The following is a 17,065-nucleotide window of genomic DNA, read 5'->3' on the forward strand; positions in this document are numbered from 1 at the left end:
GCGACGCTTGACGACGGCAAGAGCCGCGGACGGCGGCGAACCGCGGCCGGACAGCGGCCGGACAGCGACGCGCGATGATGAGGGCATGACCGTCTTCATCGGGCTCTTGCGCGGAATCAACGTCGGCGGTCACGCCACGTTGCCGATGGCCGACCTCCGCCGGATCGCCGGCCAGGCGGGCCTGTCCGACGTCAAGACCTACATCCAGAGCGGAAATCTGGTCTTCACGTCCAGCCGGCGGGACGAGCAGGGTCTTGCCGATGACCTGACCGCGGCGATCAAGGCGGATGCGGGCATCGAGCCGGCGGTCGTGCTGCGGACCCTTGCTCACTGGCAGCAAGCCATCAGCTCGAATCCGTACGCCGTAGGCGCGGTCGACCCCAAGTCGTTGCACGTGTGCTTCTTCGCCGACACGCCCCCCAACGACGTGTTGGACGGCATCGAGCTGAGCGCCTACGAACCGGAAGCGGCGCAGGTCGTGGGGCGCCAGCTGTACTACTTCCTCCCGAACGGACTGGGCCGGAGCAAGCTGGCGGCCGACCTGAGCCGAAGGAAGCCCATCAAAGCGGGCACGGTCCGCAACTGGCGGACGGTACAGAAGCTGGCGGAGTTGGCGCACGAACTGCGCTGAGGCCCTGCACCCGTCTCACGTGCTGGCTAGGGTGGCACGGTGCATCTTCGTCCTCGCCCCGTAGCCCTCGCCCTGGTCACCCTCTCGATCTTGGGCGTCAGTTCCTGTTCGAGCGCCAAGAAGGCGGCGGCCTCCAGCGACTGCGGAGGCACGTTCAAGGGGGTCGCGGTCGCGAACCTGACCGACCTGTCGAAGGATCCGGGGGTCAGCTCGTCGTGCTCCCAGACACCGACCACGCTGGAGGTGAAGGATCTGGTCACCGGGACCGGCACCGCGGCAACGCCGACCTCGACGGTGACGGTCCAGTACTCCGGAGTGCGTTACCAGGACGGCTTCGCCTTCGATGCCTCCTGGAAGGGTGGCGCGCCGATCGCCTTCCCGCTGACCGGCGTCGTGCCCGGTTTCACCCAGGGGATCGGGGGCGCTCCGGGAGTCGCTCCGATGAAGGTCGGGGGTCGACGGATCATGATCCTGCCCGCCGATCTCGGCTACGGCGCCCAAGGAGGCGGGGCTGACATTCCCCCCAACACCCCGATCGTTTTCGTCGTCGATCTGGTCAAGGTGCAGTAGGCCCCGCACGACCCGCGCTAAGCCCCGCCGGACGACCCGCCGGACAGCCCCGCCGGACAGCCCCGCCGGACTCCCCCGCCGGTCAGGCCGGCCGACGGTGGCCCGGATGCCGGTGACGTTTGTGGCGCTTGCCAGGGGTACCCGGTGTCCCGGGAGCGCCCGGCGTCCCGGGAGCGCCCGGCGTGGATTGCAGGGCGGCCAGCAACGCGGTGCCGTCCGGAACGCCCAGGCCGGTGCACGCATCCCATCCCGGCCCCGCCTGGTAGGCACCGTTGTTGCCCTCGGTGATGTCTCGGAACCCCGGCGCCACCGAACCGGCGGCCGTCGCGCCGTAGAGGGCGGGCTGCAGCAAGCCGAACCGCTTCCCGGTGGCTTGCGCGAGCCGGGCGATCAGGGCGGCCCATAACGGGGCCACCGCGCTGGTGCCGCCGATGACCTCGTCCGAGCCGTCCACCCGAATCCGGTAGCCGGTCTGCGGATCGGCCACCGCCGCCACGTCGGGGACGCCTCGGCCGGACTGGCCGGCTGGTCCCGCCGGGACGCCGACGGACTGCTGCCAGGCGGGCCGGTCGAAGGTGTCGCTGACGCCACCACCGGTCGCCCCGTGCCCGGCACCGTTGTTCCACACTGTCTCGGCGCTGACCTCGCCGGAGCTGCCGCTGGCGGTGAGGCGGGTGCCTCCGCAGGCCAGCGCGTGCGGACTGGCGGCCGGGAAGTCCACATGAGCCTTGCCATCGGCGGCGCGATCGGTGGAGCCGTCGTCGCCCGCCGCGACGGTCACCGTGACCCCCAGAGCGGCGGCGTCGGCCAAGGCACCGTCGAAGGCCGCTCGCGCCTGCGGCGTCCAGTCGTCCTCGTTCTGTCCCCAGCTGATGGAGATGGCCACGGGAGCCGGGCTGGCGTGCGCCGCCTCGCTCAGCGCGTCCACGAAGCCGTCGTCGGTGTTCGGGGCGAAGTAGACGAGGAGTTCGGCGCCCGGCGCCAGCGCTCCGGCTACCTCGATGTCGAGCAGCACCTCACCGTCCGCGCCTGCGGGGTCCTGCCCGGGCACGTTCACGGCACCGTCGACGCCGACGGCCGTCACGGTCGGCCCCGTGATGCCGAGCCCGGAGAAGTACGCGTCCAGATCGGCCTGGGCGAAGCCGCCACCGAGCTCGAGGATGGCGATCCGCTGGCCCGACCCGTCGGTGCCCTGCGGGAAGCGGTAGATCGTGCCCAGTTCCAGCGGGGTGTAACTGCTCGCCTTGGCCGCCTGGGCGAAGCGGAACAGCGCCCGCGACTGGGGGCGGTTGTCCAGCCCGAGCACGGCGGTGATGACGCCGTCGAGCTGGCTCGGAACGCTCAGGCCGCCGACCCGCTGCCGATGGGCCACGGCACCACCGCCCGGGGCGTCGCTGGTGACCTCGCGCAGATCCGTGCCGAAGATGCGGGTGAGAAGGGCGACCGAGCCGGCCACCCGAAGACGGCGCGAGGGCGCGTCGGCCGAGACGATTCGGGCGCCGAGGCCGGTCAGCGTCTCCTCCACCAACTGCACGTCAGCCGGATCGGCGCCGTACTGCGCGGCCAGCCCGTCCCGGTCGAGCTCGCCGGCCGACACCACACCCTCGGGGAGCTCGGACCGCCGACGGAGCATGAGGGTGGCCTCGAGTTGCTGGTCCGCGGGCAGGCCCCGGGGGCGCCGCAGCGGCGGCCACGCCCGGCGCCGGCGCTCGCTGGCTGCCGGGAAGCGGGGTCAGCTCCAACCCCGACAGGGCGGCGGCGATGGCGGAGTCAGCGCTCTCGGGAACAGCCGCCAGCGACCGGTCGGCAGGATCAGGCGTGTTGGTCGTCATGGAACAGGTCTACCCCTGACGACCGACAATTTCAGCAGTATCTCGACCCGAAAACCCGAACCCGAACCCGAACCCGAACCCGAACCCGAACCCGAACCCGAACCGAAGACTCGAACCGGAGACCGAACCCCACCGCGAACGGACATCTCGTATCGAACCCGCCCGCACCCGGCCGGGCAGGCGGCTTCACGCGAGCATGCGGACCCCGGGCGGCAACGACTGCGCGGCGGCGGAGGCCCGCAGGTAGTCGAGAATGCAGTCCTGCAAGGCCTGCGCGGCCCGGGGTGGGTCCACCTCCCGGCGCTGCGCCAGCGCGATCGTGCGCGACAGGCCGGGAGCGGCGAACGGTGTCACCTCGAAGCGGTCGGCCACCACGGTCGAGGGGACCACGGCAATCCCCAGGCCGGCCTCGACAAAGCCGAGGACCGCGTCCATCTCGCCGCCCTCGATGGCGAAGGTCGGTTCGAACCCAGCGTCGCGGCAGGCCGCCACCGTGAACTCGCGGAGGTCGTAACCGCGGCGGAACATGGCCAGCGGTTGCCCCTCGAGTTCGGTGATCCGCATCCGTCGCCGGGGTACCGGTCGCGGACCGGACCGGCAGGACACGGCGACCAGTTCCTCCTCCAGCAGCGGCACCGTCGACAGCTGGGGATCGCGCGCATGGCGGGAGGAGATGATCAGGGCCAGGTCGAGGGCTCCTTGCGACAACTCCCGTTCCAGGTCGCGGGAGCCACCCTCGTGGATCACCAGCTGGATGCCCGGGTACCGACCCCGGAACGTCGCCAGCATCGAGGGCAGCAGTCCGGTGCACAAGCTGGGCGTGGCCCCGAGGCGCACCCGACCGCGACGTAGCTCACCCAGGTCCCGGATCTCCGAGCGCACCGTCTCGGCGTCGGCGAGGATCCGGCGGGCGATGGGGAGCAGCACTTCACCGGCCACGGTGAGCGTCACGTTGCCCCGTTCGCGATGGAACAATCGCTCCCCGAGGTCATCCTCCAGGGCCCGGATCTGCTGGGACAGCGAGGGCTGGGCGACCGACAGCCGCGCGGCCGCCCGGGTGAAGTGCAGGGTGTCCGCGACCGCTACGAAGTAGGTCAGCTGTTGCAGCTGCATTAGGTGATCCTAACTGCGTTCGATAGCCATCGCCTATCAAGTCCAGGCGGATCACATCTTGGACGCATCGACCCCGACGGACTACCGTCCACGCCGTGGCCTCAGTACTGGCATCGCCCCGCGGCACCCTCCGCTCCTATTGGGATTCCAGCATCGGCAAGAAGCAGGTCATGGCCGTGACCGGCCTGCTGATGCTGGCGTTCCTACTCGTCCACATGCTCGGGAACCTGAAGATCTTCTTCGGCCCCAAGGACTTCGACGCCTACGCGGGCTGGCTGCGCACGATCGGGGAGCCGGTGCTGCACGGCGCCTGGTACCTCTGGATCCAGCGGGTCGTCCTCCTGGCCGCCGTGCTGCTGCACATCACGGCCGCCGCCCAGCTGTCCAAGCGGGACCTGCAGGCTCGACCGATCAAGTACTCGCACGGTCAGCGCGCCAAGGCCAGCTTCGCCACCCGGACCATGCGCTGGGGCGGCGTCATCCTCGCCCTGTTCATCATCTGGCACATCCTGGACCTGACCGCGGGCAAGGTGAATCCGCACTTCATCAAGGATCACCCGTACCACAACATCGTCGCCGACTTCCAGACGTGGTGGATCAACATCATCTACATCGTGGCCATGATCGCCGTGGGGCTGCACATCTTCCACGGCTTCCGCAGCGCCGCGCAGACCCTGGGCAACCGCCGCGCCTTCGCCGGCAAGTCCTTGCTCGCACTCGGTACGACCCTCGCGATCGTCATTTCGGTCGGCTTCATCGCCGTCCCGGTCGGGGTCATGATCGGACTGGTGGACTGATATGACAGATCATTCGGACCTATTCACTCTGGGCGCCCCCCTGGTCGACGGCGCCGCGCCCTCCGGCCCGATCGAGGGACGCTGGGACAAGCGCAAGTTCGACGCCAAACTGGTCAACCCCGCCAACCGCCGCAAGCACAAGGTGATCGTGGTCGGGACGGGCCTGGCCGGCGGTTCGGCCGGCGCGACGCTGGCCGAGCAGGGCTACCACGTCACCCAGTTCTGCTTCCAGGACTCCCCGCGCCGGGCCCACTCGGTCGCCGCGCAGGGCGGTATCAACGCCGCCAAGAACTACCGCAACGACGGCGACTCGGTGTACCGGCTCTTCTACGACACCGTCAAGGGCGGTGACTTCCGCAGCCGGGAGTCCAACGTCTACCGGCTGGCGCAGATCTCCACGCAGATCATCGACCAGTGCGTCGCCCAGGGCGTGCCGTTCGCGCGCGAGTACGGCGGCCTGCTCGACACCCGCTCATTCGGTGGCGTGCAGGTGCAGCGGACCTTCTACGCTCGCGGCCAGACCGGCCAGCAGCTGCTCATCGGCGCGTACCAGGCCCTGTCGCGCCAGATCGACGCCGGCAACGTCGAGATGCACGCCCGCACCGAGATGCTCGACCTGATCGTGGTGGACGGCAAGGCCCGCGGCATCGTCGCCCGGGACCTGGTCACCGGCAAGATCGACACCTATTTCGCCGACGCCGTCGTGCTGGCCACCGGCGGCTACGGCAACGTCTTCTTCCTGTCCACCAACGCAAAGGGGTCCAACGCCTCGGCGATCTGGCGGGCCCACAAGCGCGGCGCCTACCTGGCCAACCCGTGCTACACGCAGATCCACCCGACCTGCATCCCGCGCTCGGGTGAGCACCAGTCCAAGCTCACCCTGATGTCGGAATCCCTGCGCAACGACGGGCGAATCTGGGTCCCGGAGAAGATGGGCGACACCCGTCCCCCGCACCAGATTCCCGAGAACGAGCGGGACTACTACCTGGAGCGGATCTACCCGGCCTTCGGCAACCTCGTGCCCCGCGACATCGCCTCGCGCGCGGCGAAGAACCAGTGCGACCAAGGCCGTGGCGTAGGCCCCGGCGGACTCGGCGTCTACCTCGACTTTGCCGATGCGATCAAGCGGCTGGGCCGTCCGGCCGTGGAGGCCAAGTACGGCAACCTCTTCGACATGTACGCACGGATCACCGCGGAGAACCCGTACGAGACCCCGATGCGGATCTACCCGGCCATCCACTACACGATGGGTGGATTGTGGGTGGACTACGACCTGCAGTCGACGATCCCCGGCCTGTTCGTCATCGGCGAGGCCAACTTCTCCGACCACGGCGCCAACCGGTTGGGCGCGTCGGCGCTGATGCAGGGACTGGCCGACGGCTACTTCGTGCTGCCGTCCACGATCAACGACTACATCGCCCGCGGTGGCTTCGGCGACATCAACGCCCAGACACCGGAGGTCGTGGCGACCCAGAACGAGGTCACCGGACGCATCGACCAGCTGCTGTCCATCAACGGCACACGGACGGTGGATTCCTTCCACCGGGAGCTGGGCAACGTGGTCTGGGACCAGTGCGGCATGGCGCGCAACGAAGGCGGCCTGCGCAAGGCACTGGACCGGATTCCCGAGCTGCGGCAGGAGTTCTGGTCCACGGTGAAGATTCCCGGCACCGGCTACGAACTCAACCAGCAACTGGAGAAGGCCGGACGCGTCGCCGACTTCATGGAGTTCGCCGAGCTGCTGGTCCGAGACGCGCTGGTCCGCGAAGAGTCCTGCGGCGGCCACTTCCGTGAGGAGCACCAGACCTCCGATGGTGAAGCGGCCCGCGATGACGACAACTTCTCGTTCGTCTCGGCGTGGGAGTACACCGGCGTGGGCGAGAATCCCGTGCTGCACAAGGAAGATCTCGTATTCGACTATGTACACCCGGCGCAGCGGAGCTACGCGTGATCCCGGGCCCGCGGCCGGAAAGAGGACAACAACGTGACTAGCGCGACCGACTTGATGACGCTCACGGTTCGGGTCTGGCGGCAGCCGGGCGCCGAAGCCGAAGGCAGGATGGTCGACTACCGGGTCGAGGACGTCAGCCCGGACATGTCGTTCCTCGAGATGCTCGACATCCTCAACGAGGACCTCATCACCCGCGGCGAGGACCCGGTTGCCTTCGACCACGATTGCCGCGAAGGCATCTGCGGATCCTGCGGCGTGGTGATCAACGGACTCGCCCACGGTCCGGAGCAGACCACCACCTGCCAGCTGCACATGCGGGCCTTCTCCGACGGGGACGTGATCGACGTGGAGCCCTGGCGCTCGCGGGCGTTCCCGGTGATCAAGGACCTGGTGGTGGATCGGTCCGCGCTCGACCGCATCATCGGTTCCGGCGGCTACATCTCGGCTCCGACCGGTTCGGCGCCCGAGGCCCACTCGACGCCGGTACCCAAGCCGGACGCCGATCGCGCCTTCGAGAACGCCACCTGCATCGGCTGCGGAGCCTGCGTGGCCGCGTGTCCGAACGGCTCGGCGATGCTGTTCACGTCGGCCAAGGTCACCCACCTGAACCTCTTGCCCCAAGGGCAGCCGGAGCGGGAGACCCGGACCCTGAACATGGTCGCCCAGATGGACGCCGAGGGCTTCGGCGGCTGCACGAACTCCGGCGAGTGCACCGTGGCCTGCCCCAAGGAGATCCCGATGTTCTCGATCGCCAACCTGAACAAAGAATTCCTCCGGGCCAACCGCAAAAAGCGCTCCTGACCCCACCCTCCAAACCGGCTTTCGCGGCTCCAATACTCAGATTTTCGCAATTATTTAAGTATTGGGGCCGCGAAAGCCGCAAGGGGGCCGGTGGGGGCGGCGGCGAGATGGCGGCCGGTGGGGGTATCGGATGCGGCCAGCTCGGCAGGCGTGCCCGTGGCTACGATTCGACCGCCCGCGTCCCCGCCGCCGGGTCCGAGGTCGATCACCCAGTCCGCCTGGGCGATCACGGCAAGGTCGTGTTCGACCAGGACGACCGTGCTGCCCGCGTCGACCAGCGCGTGGAGCTGCGTCATGAGCACCTCGACGTCGGCCGGGTGGAGTCCCGTGGTCGGTTCGTCCAACACGTACAGGACCTTGCCGCGGCGCGCTCGCTGCAACTCGCTGGCGAGCTTGATGCGCTGAGCCTCTCCGCCGGACAGCTCCGTCGCGGGCTGCCCGAGGCGCAGATAACCCAGGCCGACGTTGAGCAAAGTCCGCAGGCTACGAGCGGCCGAGGGGACGTCGGCGAGGAACTCGGCTGCCTGCTCGACCGTCATGGCCAGTACGTCGGCGATGGATCGGCCGCGGTACCGGACCTCCAGCGTCTCGGCGTTGTAGCGCGCTCCCCGGCAGGTCGGGCACGGTCCGTAGGTGCCCGGCAGGAACAACAACTCGACGGTCACGAACCCTTCGCCTTGGCAGGTCTCGCAACGGCCACCGGGCACGTTGAAGGAGAATCGCCCGACGCGATAGCCCCGTTCGCGCGCCAGTTCGGTATCGGCGAAGACCGCCCGCACCGCGTCGAACATCCCGGTGTAGGTGGCCAGGTTCGAGCGCGGCGTGCGGCCGATCGGCTTCTGGTCGACCCGGACGAGGCGTTGGACCCGTTCGACACCCGAGACCGTGACGTCATCGACCGACACCACGGCGTCGTCCACGAGACCGGTTTCGCCTGACCCGTCCGCGGAATCAGTGAACTCCTCCTCGACTTCTGAACCTGACACGGACGCGCGCCCCAACCGGTCGGCCACGACCTCGACGAGCACCTGGCTGATCAGCGTGGACTTGCCCGAGCCGGAAACGCCGGTCACCGCGGTGAGAAGTCCGAGCGGCACCGACACGCTCACGTCGCGCAGGTTGTGGCGGGTGACCCGGCCAAGGGTCAGCCAGTCGGACGGGCGGCGTGGCGTGCGATCGGACGGTCGAGGCGTGAACAGGTACGGCGCGGTGACCGAACCAGGCACGGCGGCCAACCCGGCCACCGGCCCGCTGTAGAGGATCTCGCCGCCGTGCTCCCCGGCCCCCGGCCCCAGCTCGACCAGCCAGTCCGCGTGCCGGATCAGGTCCAGGTTGTGCTCGATGACGAACAGCGAATTGCCCGCCTCCAACAGGCGATTCAGCGTCGCCCGCAACGAGTCGGCGTCGGCCGGATGCAGGCCGGCCGAGGGTTCGTCCAGAACGTAGAGCACCCCGAACAGCCCCGAGCGCAGCTGCGTGGCCAGCCGTAACCGCTGTAGCTCCCCCGCCGACAGGGTGGGTGTGGACCGGTCGCAGCTGAGGTAACCGAGGCCCAGCTCGACCAACGGCCCGATCCGGGACCTGACCTGCCGGGCAAGCAGCACACCGGCCTCGCTGTCCTCGCCTGACAAAGGATCCCTCGGTGCCGCCGGGGCGTTCTCGATCGAACCCAGTGGCTGCAGGACCGCGGCCAACTCGGTGAGCGGCAGAGCGGCGAGTTCGGTGATGCTGTATCCGGCTACGGTCACGGCCAAGGACTCCGGACGCAGGCGCGCGCCGCGGCAGACCGGGCACGGGGAGATCTCGAGAAACCGGGCTACCCGTCGACGAAGCGGAGCGCTTTGGGTCGTCGCGTAGGTGTGCAGCACGTACCGCTTCGCGCTGGCGTAGGTGCCCTGGTAGTCGCGTTGGATGCGATCGGCCGTGCGGATCGGGTGCACGGTGACGACCGGCTGCTCGTCGGTGAACAGGATCCAGTCGCGGTCGGCCTGGTCGAGTTCGGCCCATGGACGGTCGACGTCGTAGCCGAGTTCGGCCAGGATGTCACGGTAGTTCTTGCCCAGCCACGCTCCGGGCCAGGCCGCGATCGCCTTGTCCCGGATGGACAGACTCGGGTCGGGCACCAGCGAGCGCTCGCTGACCTCGTGGACGCGTCCGACGCCGTGGCAGTTCGGGCAGGCCCCGGCGGGCGTGTTGGCCGAGAAGGCGTCGGAGTCCAACCGCTCGACGGTTCCGGGGGGATAGCGGCCCGCCCGCGAGTAGAGCATCCGCAACGCGTTGGAGATCGTCGTCACCGTACCGACCGAAGAGCGGACGGTACCCGCTCCACGACGCTGCTGGAGAGCGACCGCCGGCGGCAGTCCCGTTATCTCACCGACCTTCGGCGCACCGACCTGGTCGATGAGCCGGCGGGCATACGGGGCGACCGATTCGAGGTAGCGCCGTTGCGCCTCGGCAAAGATCGTGCCGAAGGCCAGCGAGGACTTGCCGCTGCCCGAAACTCCGGTGAACACCACCAGGCGATCGCGGGGCACATCCACGTCGACCGAGCGCAGGTTGTGTTCGCTCGCACCACGGACGCCGACGAAACCCCCCGCCGGTACCGAGGAACCCGCGTCCGAGCCCGTGCCTGAACCGTCCGCTCCGTCCATCGGGATTCCGGTCCGCTCAGGCGAAGCCGACGACCTGATGCGGGGTGTACGGCTCCTCCAGGCGGCCGATCTCATCCGGCGACAGTTCGATCTCGACTGCGGCCACCGCGTCGGACAACTGGGTCTGCTTGGTGGCACCGACGATCGGCGAGGTCACGACCGGCTTGACCAGCAGCCAGGCCAGCGCGACCTGCGCGGCGGGGATGCCCCGCTGGCCGGCGATCTCGTTGACGCGATCGACGATTACGCGGTCGCTGTCCTGGTACAGGGTCTTTCCGAACTCGTCGGTCTCCGAGCGGGAAGTGGCCGTTCCCCAGGGTCGAGTGAGCTTGCCGCGGGCCAGCGGGCTCCACGGGATCACACCGACACCGGTCGCCTCGCACAGCGGGAGCATCTCGCGCTCCTCCTCGCGGTACAGCAGGTTGTAGTGGTTCTGCATGCTGACGAACTTCGTCCAGCCGTTCGTCTCGGCCACGTGCTGCGCGTGCAGAAACTGCCACGCCCACATCGACGACGCGCCGATGTAGCGGGCCTTGCCGGCCTTGACGACGTCGTGCAACGCCTCCATCGTCTCCTCGATGGCAACGTTGGGGTCCCAGCGGTGAATCTGGTACAGGTCGACGTAGTCCACACCCAGCCGGCTGAGGCTGTGGTCGATCTCGCTCAGAATCGCCTTTCTGGACAAGCCCTTTCCGTTCGGGCCGCGCCGCATCTCGCCGTGGACCTTGGTGGCCAGCACGATCTCGTCGCGGTCGGCGAAGTCGGCCAGCGCCCGTCCGACGATCTCCTCGCTGGAGCCGGCCGAGTAGACGTTGGCCGTGTCGAAGAAGTTGATCCCGGCCTCCAGCGCCTGCTGGATGAACGGACGGCTCCGCTCCTCCGGCAGCGACCACTCATGGTTGCCGCGCTGGGGGTCGCCGTAACTCATGCAGCCGAGCGTGACGACCGAGACGTCCAGACCGGTGCTGCCTAGTTTCGTGTAACGCATGAAGACCCCTGGTGTGAGCGTGTGGCGGACCGCGATCCACCTTAGCCGCGAGGGCACCCGGTAGGGTGGGCTGGCCAGCCGGGCGACCAGAGGGGGCGGCACGTGAGGATCCTGCTGATGGGTCCCCCTGGGTCCGGTAAAGGGACCCAAGGCGTACGCCTGGCCCAAGCGCTGGGCATCCCACACATCGCCGTCGGAGACCTCCTGCGGGCCGAGGTCGAATCCGGCTCCGAGCGCGGGCAGGCCTTCGCCGAGATCATGGGCCGCGGCGAGCTGATCTCCGATGACGTCATCACCGAGCTCATCACGCCGGTCGTGGTGGCGGCCGGCCGTTCGGGCGGTTACATCCTCGACGGGTTCCCGCGCACCCTCGTGCAGGCCGTGAACGCCCGACAGGCCGCCGACGAACTCAACGTCGACGCCGACGTGGTGATCTGGCTGGACGTTCCGCCGCGCGAGCTCATCGACCGGTTGGTCGGGCGGGCTGCGGAACAGGGCCGTGCGGACGACAACGCCGAGGCTGTCAGCCGCCGCCTCCAGGTCTATGAGGAGGCGACCCGGCCGCTGCTGGACTACTACAAGGGTCGCGGCATTCTCGCCGAGGTGGACGCCTCCAAAGACCCGGCAGTGGTGAACCGCGACCTGATGCGCGTGATCGAGTCCCGCCGCCCGTCCTGACCGTTCAATCGCCGGTATTCGTGGGCCTGCGTGAGAACATGGGGCGCATGGTGGACACCCGGGCGCTGTGGGCCAGCGGCCTCGGTGTGCGCTACGGACGTCGGTGGGTCTTCCGCGATCTCGGGGTGAATCTGCCGCAGGGTGAGGTGCTCCGGCTATCCGGTCCGATCGGTAGCGGAAAGTCGACGCTGCTGCGGGTACTGGCCGGGGTGAGCCGCCCGACCGCGGGAGTGGTGCGACACCGGCCGCCTGTCGTCAGCTACGTCCCCACCCGATTGCGCGTGCCGGAGGGCTTGACCCTCGGCGAATACCTCACGCGACTGGGGCGGATCCGCGGGCTGGTCAGCGAGGAGATCGAGCGTCGGCGACACGAGCTGGTGGACGAGCTGAACCTGTCCCCCACGACGGTGCTCAGCGAAGCATCGGCCGATGTCCGCTGCCGCGTTGCCATCGCCCAGGCCCTGCTGGAGCGCCCCTCCCTGCTGATCATCGACGACCCGTGGTCGAACATGGCCGCCCCGTCGCAGGTGGACACGATCGAGTTGATGAACAAGCGTGCCGAGCGGGGATGCATCGTGGTCTTCACCGCAGCGCCGAACTGGCGGCCCGCGCTCGAAGTCACCCGCCATCTCACGCTCTCAGGCGGCATCCTCCATCCAGCTCCGGCATCGGCGGCTCCCGGAGGCACCCTGAATCCCGGTGCCTCGGCCGCATCCGGCGCCTCGGGTTCGGCGGGTTCGGCGGGCTCGGCCGGTTTTGCGACCGTGGCGGGTTCGGCACGCTCCGGCTCGTCCCGGTCCGGCACGGCCGCGGGGTCTTCGACGGCGATCCTGCCCCCGACCAGGCCGGACCGAGGCCCGGCGATCCTGGTCCGGATCGTGCTGTACGGACAGGGAATCGCGCTCGAACCGGACACCGACGGCATCATCTCCATCACCCCGTACGCCGACGGGATCTCGATCATCGCCCAGGCCGAACACTCTGCCGAGGTGCAGGACCTGGCGTTGACCCACAACTGGCTGATCCGCCGCGTGGAGAGCGCATGAAGACCAGCGACGGCGCGGGGACGGGGCGGCGGTGAGGGCGGCGGTCGGTCTCGAGTGGAGCCTGTTGCTCCGCCGAGGCGTCTGGGTGTGGCCGATAGCGCTGTACGCACTGGCCCTGATCGGCATCGGCGCGCTCGCGGTGGGCCCGGAACACTGGGCCTACCGACTGGTGACCCCGGCCCTGGTCCTGATCTCGGGCTGGCTCGGTTGGCTGATCGGATCCGCCACGCCCTCGTCGGCCTGGCGGGTCGCGGTGGTGGCTCTCGGTGGTCTGGAACGGGCCCTTGCGGCTCGCTGGCTGGCTGGGATCGGAGCGTCGGCGCTGCCGCTGATCGGTGCCTGGATCGCGGTGGAGGTCGGGCATTCGTCCGCGTCGGCCGGCGGCGGTCTGTGGTGGCCGGGCATCTGGCTGCAGTTGGTGGCGGCGATCTTCGGGACGTCGGTCGGCCTGTGGTTGGGCTTCACGGTCACCGAGGAGGCCGGCCAGCCGGTCGAGCCCAGCGTGGCGACGGCCTGGGCCTGCGGTGGCATCGCCGCGGCGGGGGTGTTCGCGCTGGTGCCCTACATCGGGATCCTGACCGCGTTCCTGTTCGTCCTGGCCACCGTTGTGGCCGCCGTGCTCGCGTTGCACACCCCGGCCTGAGCCTGCCGGCGACCGGGCGCGCGACTGATTGCGCAGCACCGGTCCGGGCCGCGCCGCGGTCGGCTAGCGTCACCGGGATGCGACTGGTGATCGTGGGCGGCGGTGGCTTTCGAGTCCCGCTGGTCTACCGGGCCTTGCTCGGCGAGCAGGCGCAGCCGATCACCGAGGTCGTCCTCTACGACACGGACCGGGCTCGGGCGGTGATCGTCGGCGGGGTGCTGGCAGACCTGGCTCGTCGCCCGGCTCCGGGCCGGGCGCCCTCCGTCCGCATCGCCGACGACCTCAACGATGCGCTGATCGGTGCCGATTTCGTGTTCTTCGCGGTCCGGCCGGGCGGCGTCGCCGGTCGGGTTCTCGACGAGCGGATCGCGCTGAGGCACGGCGTGCTCCGCCAGGAGACGGTGGGCGCCGGCGGGATCGCCTTCGGCCTGCGCACCGTTCCGGTCGCGCTCGACCTCGCCCGTCGGGTGGACGAGCGAGCACCACAGGCGTGGACGATCACCTTCACCAACCCGGCCGGCCTGGTCACCGAGGCGATGCGGACGGTTCTCGGTGACCGGGTGATCGGGATCTGCGATTCGCCCAGTGGTCTGATCCGGCGCGTCGCCACCGTCCTGGGCGCCGAGGAGGTGGATTTCGACTACGTGGGCCTCAACCACCTCGGTTGGCTGAGATCGGTCACGGTGGATGGCCGTGACCTGCTGCCGGGGTTGCTGGCCGACGAGGCTCGACTGGCCCGGATCGAGGAGGGGCGCCTGTTCGGAGCGCCGTGGCTGCGGGCCCTGGGCGCAATCCCGAACGAGTATCTGCACTACTTCTACTTCGCCCGCGAAGCCCTCCGGTCGATCCAGACCGCGCCCCGCACCCGAGGGGAGTACCTGGCCGAACAGCAGGACGGCTTCTACGCGCGGCTGGGCCAGTACCCCACCGACCCCACCGACCCGACCGACCCCACCGGCCCCGCCGGCCCCGCCGCCCAGTGGGATCACGTTCGCGGTGAACGGGACGCGAGTTACCTGGCCGAGGCCCGGCACGCGGCAGGAGCGGGCGAACGCGACGCGGCGGACCTGTCCTCCGGCGGGTACGAGCACATCGCCCTGCAGCTGATGCTGCGACTGGCCGGTTCGGGCTCGGACCTCGGTTCCGAGGCGGGGTCCCGGGCGGACTCCGACTCCGGGTCGGTCGGCAAGCGCCCGCTGGTGCTCAACGTCGCCAATGCCGCGGCGGTCACCGAACTCGACGACGACGCCGTCATCGAGGTGCCGTGCTCGGTGGACCCCACCGGCGTAAGGGCCCGTCCGGTCGCCCGGTTGACCGATCACCAGGCCGGGCTGATGCGCACGGTCAAGGCCGTCGAGCGGGCCGTTGTCGAGGCGGCCACCACCGGCTCATCCGCCGCGGCGTTACGCGCGTTCGCCCTGCATCCGCTGGTGGACTCGGTCACCGTGGCGCGAGCCTTGCTCGCCGACTACCGGACGGCACTGCCGGAGCTGGGTTACCTTCGCTGACAGTCCCGTCATCCGATCAGTTCCCGAGGAGCCGTTGTGGCCGCGAGCCCGTCTCTGATCCTGTCCCGCCGGGACCTCGACTTCCTGTTGTTCGAATGGCTGGACGTGACCGGGCTGCTCGATCGGCCCCGGTTCGCCGAGCACTCTCGCCACACCTTCGCCGCGGTCCTGGACCTGGCCGAGGAACTGGCCACCGAGCGGTTCGCACCGCACAACAAGAAGGCGGACGCGACCGAGCCACGGATCGCCCCCGACGGCACCGTCGTGTTGATCGAGGAGATCGGTCAGGCCCTGCAGGCCTTCGCCAAGACCGGCTTGATGGCCGCGACGTTCGACGAGCAACACGGCGGGATGCAGCTGCCGACGTCGGTGGCCAAGGCCGTCCTGGCCTGGTTTCAGGCCGCCAACGTCGGGACCTCCGCCTACCCGTTCCTGACCATGGCCAACGCCAACTGCCTCATCGAGCACGGCAGCGCCGAGCAGGTGGCGACGTGGGTCGAGCCGATGCTCGCGGGCCGCTTCTTCGGCACGATGGCGCTGTCGGAGCCGCAGGCCGGTTCGTCGCTGGCCGACATCACGACCCGCGCCGAACCGCAGCCGGACGGAACCTACCGGCTCTTCGGCAACAAGATGTGGATCTCCGGCGGGGACCACGAGCTGAGCGAGAACATCGTGCATCTGGTACTCGCGAAGGTCCCGGGCGGCCCCTCCGGCGTGAAGGGAATCTCGATGTTCGTGGTCCCGAAGATCCTGCTCACGGACTCGGGCCAACTCGGCGAACGCAACGACGTGGTGCTGGCCGGGTTGAACCACAAGATGGGTTATCGCGCGACCACGAACACCCTGCTCAACTTCGGCGAGGGGGTGCACCGGCCGGCGGGCAGCCCGGGCGCGGTCGGCTACCTGGTGGGCGAGCTTCATCACGGCCTGTCATACATGTTCTCGATGATGAACGAGGCCCGGATCGGGGTGGGTCTGGGTGCGACGGCCTTGGGGTACACCGGCTACCTGCACGCTCTCGACTACGCCCGTACCCGGGTCCAGGGGCGGAGCGTCGCGGGGGCCGGACCGGTGGCGATCATCGAGCACCCGGACGTTCGGCGGATGCTGCTGGCGGCCAAGTCCTACGTCGAAGGGGCGCTGGCGCTGGGGCTCTATTGCGCAGCGCTGGTGGATGAGCAGGCAACCGCAACGTCCGTGCTGGCTCGTGAAGAGGCCGGACTGCTACTGCAGGTGCTGACCCCGATCGCCAAGGCGTGGCCCTCCCAGTGGTGCCTGGCCGCCAACGACCTGGCGATCCAGATCCACGGCGGCTACGGCTACACCCGCGACTACGACGTCGAGCAGTTCTACCGCGACAACCGGCTCAACCCGATCCACGAGGGAACGAACGGGATCCAGGCCCTGGACCTGCTCGGGCGCAAGGTGCCGATGGCGGGGGGTGCCGGGCTGCGACTGCTGCTGGAGCGGGTGGGCCGCACCATCGAACGGGCCACTGCCGGCGGCGATCGTGAGGACGGGGGGTACGCGGGGTACGCGGCCGAGTTGCAGGTCGCGGTCGACCGGATCGCACGGACCACGGCGACGTTGCTGACGTGCGGGGACACCGCGCTGATGCTGTCGAACGCGACGGCCTATCTGGAAGCGGTCGGTCACACCGTGATCGCCTGGCTCTGGCTGGATCAGGTGCTGTCGGCTGGAAGCGAGTCCGGTGCCTTCTACGAGGGCAAGCGCGCGGCGGCGCGGTACTTCTACGCGTGGGAACTGCCGAGCGTCCACGCGAAGCTGGATCTGCTGGACCGGCTGGACCGGACCTTGCTCGACACCCCGCCCGAAGCCTGCTGAGCCGCGGGGCG

14 protein-coding genes are annotated in these 17,065 nt (G+C 69.3%); 10 read left to right on the forward strand and 4 right to left on the reverse strand.

All coding sequences use genetic code 11. The features are described 5' to 3' along the window. Window positions 1-85 precede the first annotated feature (85 nt). Window positions 86-631, forward strand: a complete 546-nt coding sequence (locus M6D93_RS00390) for a DUF1697 domain-containing protein (protein ID WP_249772018.1) — start codon at window positions 86-88, stop codon at window positions 629-631. A gap of 39 nt (window positions 632-670) precedes the next feature. Further along, complete coding sequence (locus M6D93_RS00395) at window positions 671-1,201, forward strand: FKBP-type peptidyl-prolyl cis-trans isomerase (RefSeq protein WP_249772020.1); 531 nt, start codon at window positions 671-673, stop codon at window positions 1,199-1,201. A gap of 82 nt (window positions 1,202-1,283) precedes the next feature. Here the strand turns inward: M6D93_RS00395 and M6D93_RS00400 are convergent, their stop codons facing one another. Both M6D93_RS00400 and M6D93_RS00405 read right to left on the reverse strand, forming a co-directional pair. Further along, window positions 1,284-2,834, reverse strand: a complete 1,551-nt coding sequence (locus tag M6D93_RS00400) for a S53 family peptidase (RefSeq protein ID WP_249772022.1) — start codon at window positions 2,832-2,834, stop codon at window positions 1,284-1,286. 385 nt (window positions 2,835-3,219) lie between these two features. Then, window positions 3,220-4,146, reverse strand: coding sequence for a LysR family transcriptional regulator (locus M6D93_RS00405; protein ID WP_249772024.1), 927 nt, complete (start codon window positions 4,144-4,146; stop codon window positions 3,220-3,222). Between the two features lie 95 nt (window positions 4,147-4,241). On the opposite strand from M6D93_RS00405, the gene M6D93_RS00410 reads away from it, so the two are divergent. The 3 genes from M6D93_RS00410 to M6D93_RS00420 are packed head-to-tail and all read left to right on the forward strand — an operon-like array spanning window position 4,242 to window position 7,695. Beyond that, window positions 4,242-4,943 (forward strand): succinate dehydrogenase cytochrome b subunit, encoded by a 702-nt coding sequence (locus tag M6D93_RS00410; protein ID WP_249772026.1) that lies wholly within the window; start codon window positions 4,242-4,244, stop codon window positions 4,941-4,943. Window position 4,944: 1 nt separating this feature from the next. Next, window positions 4,945-6,894: a fumarate reductase/succinate dehydrogenase flavoprotein subunit gene (locus M6D93_RS00415; protein WP_249772028.1), complete on the forward strand. Its 1,950-nt coding sequence runs from the start codon at window positions 4,945-4,947 to the stop codon at window positions 6,892-6,894. A 54-nt stretch (window positions 6,895-6,948) separates the two neighbouring features. Continuing rightward, window positions 6,949-7,695, forward strand: a complete 747-nt coding sequence (locus M6D93_RS00420) for a succinate dehydrogenase/fumarate reductase iron-sulfur subunit (RefSeq protein WP_347343716.1) — start codon at window positions 6,949-6,951, stop codon at window positions 7,693-7,695. A 50-nt stretch (window positions 7,696-7,745) separates the two neighbouring features. Here the strand turns inward: M6D93_RS00420 and M6D93_RS00425 are convergent, their stop codons facing one another. Beyond that, window positions 7,746-10,346 carry an excinuclease ABC subunit UvrA gene (locus M6D93_RS00425; protein WP_249772032.1) on the reverse strand — a complete coding sequence of 867 codons (2,601 nt, stop codon included), beginning with the start codon at window positions 10,344-10,346 and terminating at the stop codon, window positions 7,746-7,748. A gap of 16 nt (window positions 10,347-10,362) precedes the next feature. Next, complete coding sequence (locus M6D93_RS00430) at window positions 10,363-11,334, reverse strand: aldo/keto reductase (protein WP_249774242.1); 972 nt, start codon at window positions 11,332-11,334, stop codon at window positions 10,363-10,365. Between the two features lie 102 nt (window positions 11,335-11,436). On the opposite strand from M6D93_RS00430, the gene M6D93_RS00435 reads away from it, so the two are divergent. From M6D93_RS00435 to M6D93_RS00455, 5 genes are all read left to right on the forward strand, one after another. After that, a complete protein-coding gene (locus M6D93_RS00435) occupies window positions 11,437-12,012 on the forward strand; it encodes an adenylate kinase (protein ID WP_249772034.1) in 576 nt (191 codons plus the stop codon). A gap of 47 nt (window positions 12,013-12,059) precedes the next feature. Further along, on the forward strand, window positions 12,060-13,058 hold the full coding sequence (locus M6D93_RS00440) for an ABC transporter ATP-binding protein (RefSeq protein ID WP_249772036.1): 999 nt from the start codon (window positions 12,060-12,062) through the stop codon (window positions 13,056-13,058). Between the two features lie 31 nt (window positions 13,059-13,089). Beyond that, window positions 13,090-13,701 carry a hypothetical protein gene (locus tag M6D93_RS00445; protein ID WP_249772038.1) on the forward strand — a complete coding sequence of 204 codons (612 nt, stop codon included), beginning with the start codon at window positions 13,090-13,092 and terminating at the stop codon, window positions 13,699-13,701. A gap of 77 nt (window positions 13,702-13,778) precedes the next feature. After that, on the forward strand, window positions 13,779-15,209 hold the full coding sequence (locus M6D93_RS00450; protein WP_249772040.1) for a family 4 glycosyl hydrolase: 1,431 nt from the start codon (window positions 13,779-13,781) through the stop codon (window positions 15,207-15,209). Window positions 15,210-15,245: 36 nt separating this feature from the next. Continuing rightward, the gene (locus M6D93_RS00455; protein ID WP_249772042.1) at window positions 15,246-17,054 is read left to right on the forward strand and encodes an acyl-CoA dehydrogenase; all 1,809 of its coding nucleotides are present in this window, start codon (window positions 15,246-15,248) and stop codon (window positions 17,052-17,054) included. Window positions 17,055-17,065 lie beyond the last annotated feature (11 nt).

It is taken from the genome of Jatrophihabitans telluris (genome assembly GCF_023516435.1).
GTDB classification, from domain to species: Bacteria; Actinomycetota; Actinomycetes; order Mycobacteriales; family Jatrophihabitantaceae; genus Jatrophihabitans_A; species Jatrophihabitans_A telluris.

Bases quoted from the DNA above. Each gene is read 5' to 3' on its own strand.
- M6D93_RS00390 (WP_249772018.1), top strand. From the start codon at position 86: ATGACCGTCTTCATCGGGCTCTTGCGCGGAATCAACGTCGGCGGTCAC.
- M6D93_RS00400 (WP_249772022.1), bottom strand. From the start codon at position 2,834: ATGCTCCGTCGGCGGTCCGAGCTCCCCGAGGGTGTGGTGTCGGCCGGC.
- M6D93_RS00405 (WP_249772024.1), bottom strand. From the start codon at position 4,146: ATGCAGCTGCAACAGCTGACCTACTTCGTAGCGGTCGCGGACACCCTG.
- M6D93_RS00415 (WP_249772028.1), top strand. From the start codon at position 4,945: ATGACAGATCATTCGGACCTATTCACTCTGGGCGCCCCCCTGGTCGAC.
- M6D93_RS00420 (WP_347343716.1), top strand. From the start codon at position 6,949: ATGACGCTCACGGTTCGGGTCTGGCGGCAGCCGGGCGCCGAAGCCGAA.
- M6D93_RS00425 (WP_249772032.1), bottom strand. From the start codon at position 10,346: ATGGACGGAGCGGACGGTTCAGGCACGGGCTCGGACGCGGGTTCCTCG.
- M6D93_RS00430 (WP_249774242.1), bottom strand. From the start codon at position 11,334: ATGCGTTACACGAAACTAGGCAGCACCGGTCTGGACGTCTCGGTCGTC.
- M6D93_RS00440 (WP_249772036.1), top strand. From the start codon at position 12,060: ATGGTGGACACCCGGGCGCTGTGGGCCAGCGGCCTCGGTGTGCGCTAC.
- M6D93_RS00450 (WP_249772040.1), top strand. From the start codon at position 13,779: ATGCGACTGGTGATCGTGGGCGGCGGTGGCTTTCGAGTCCCGCTGGTC.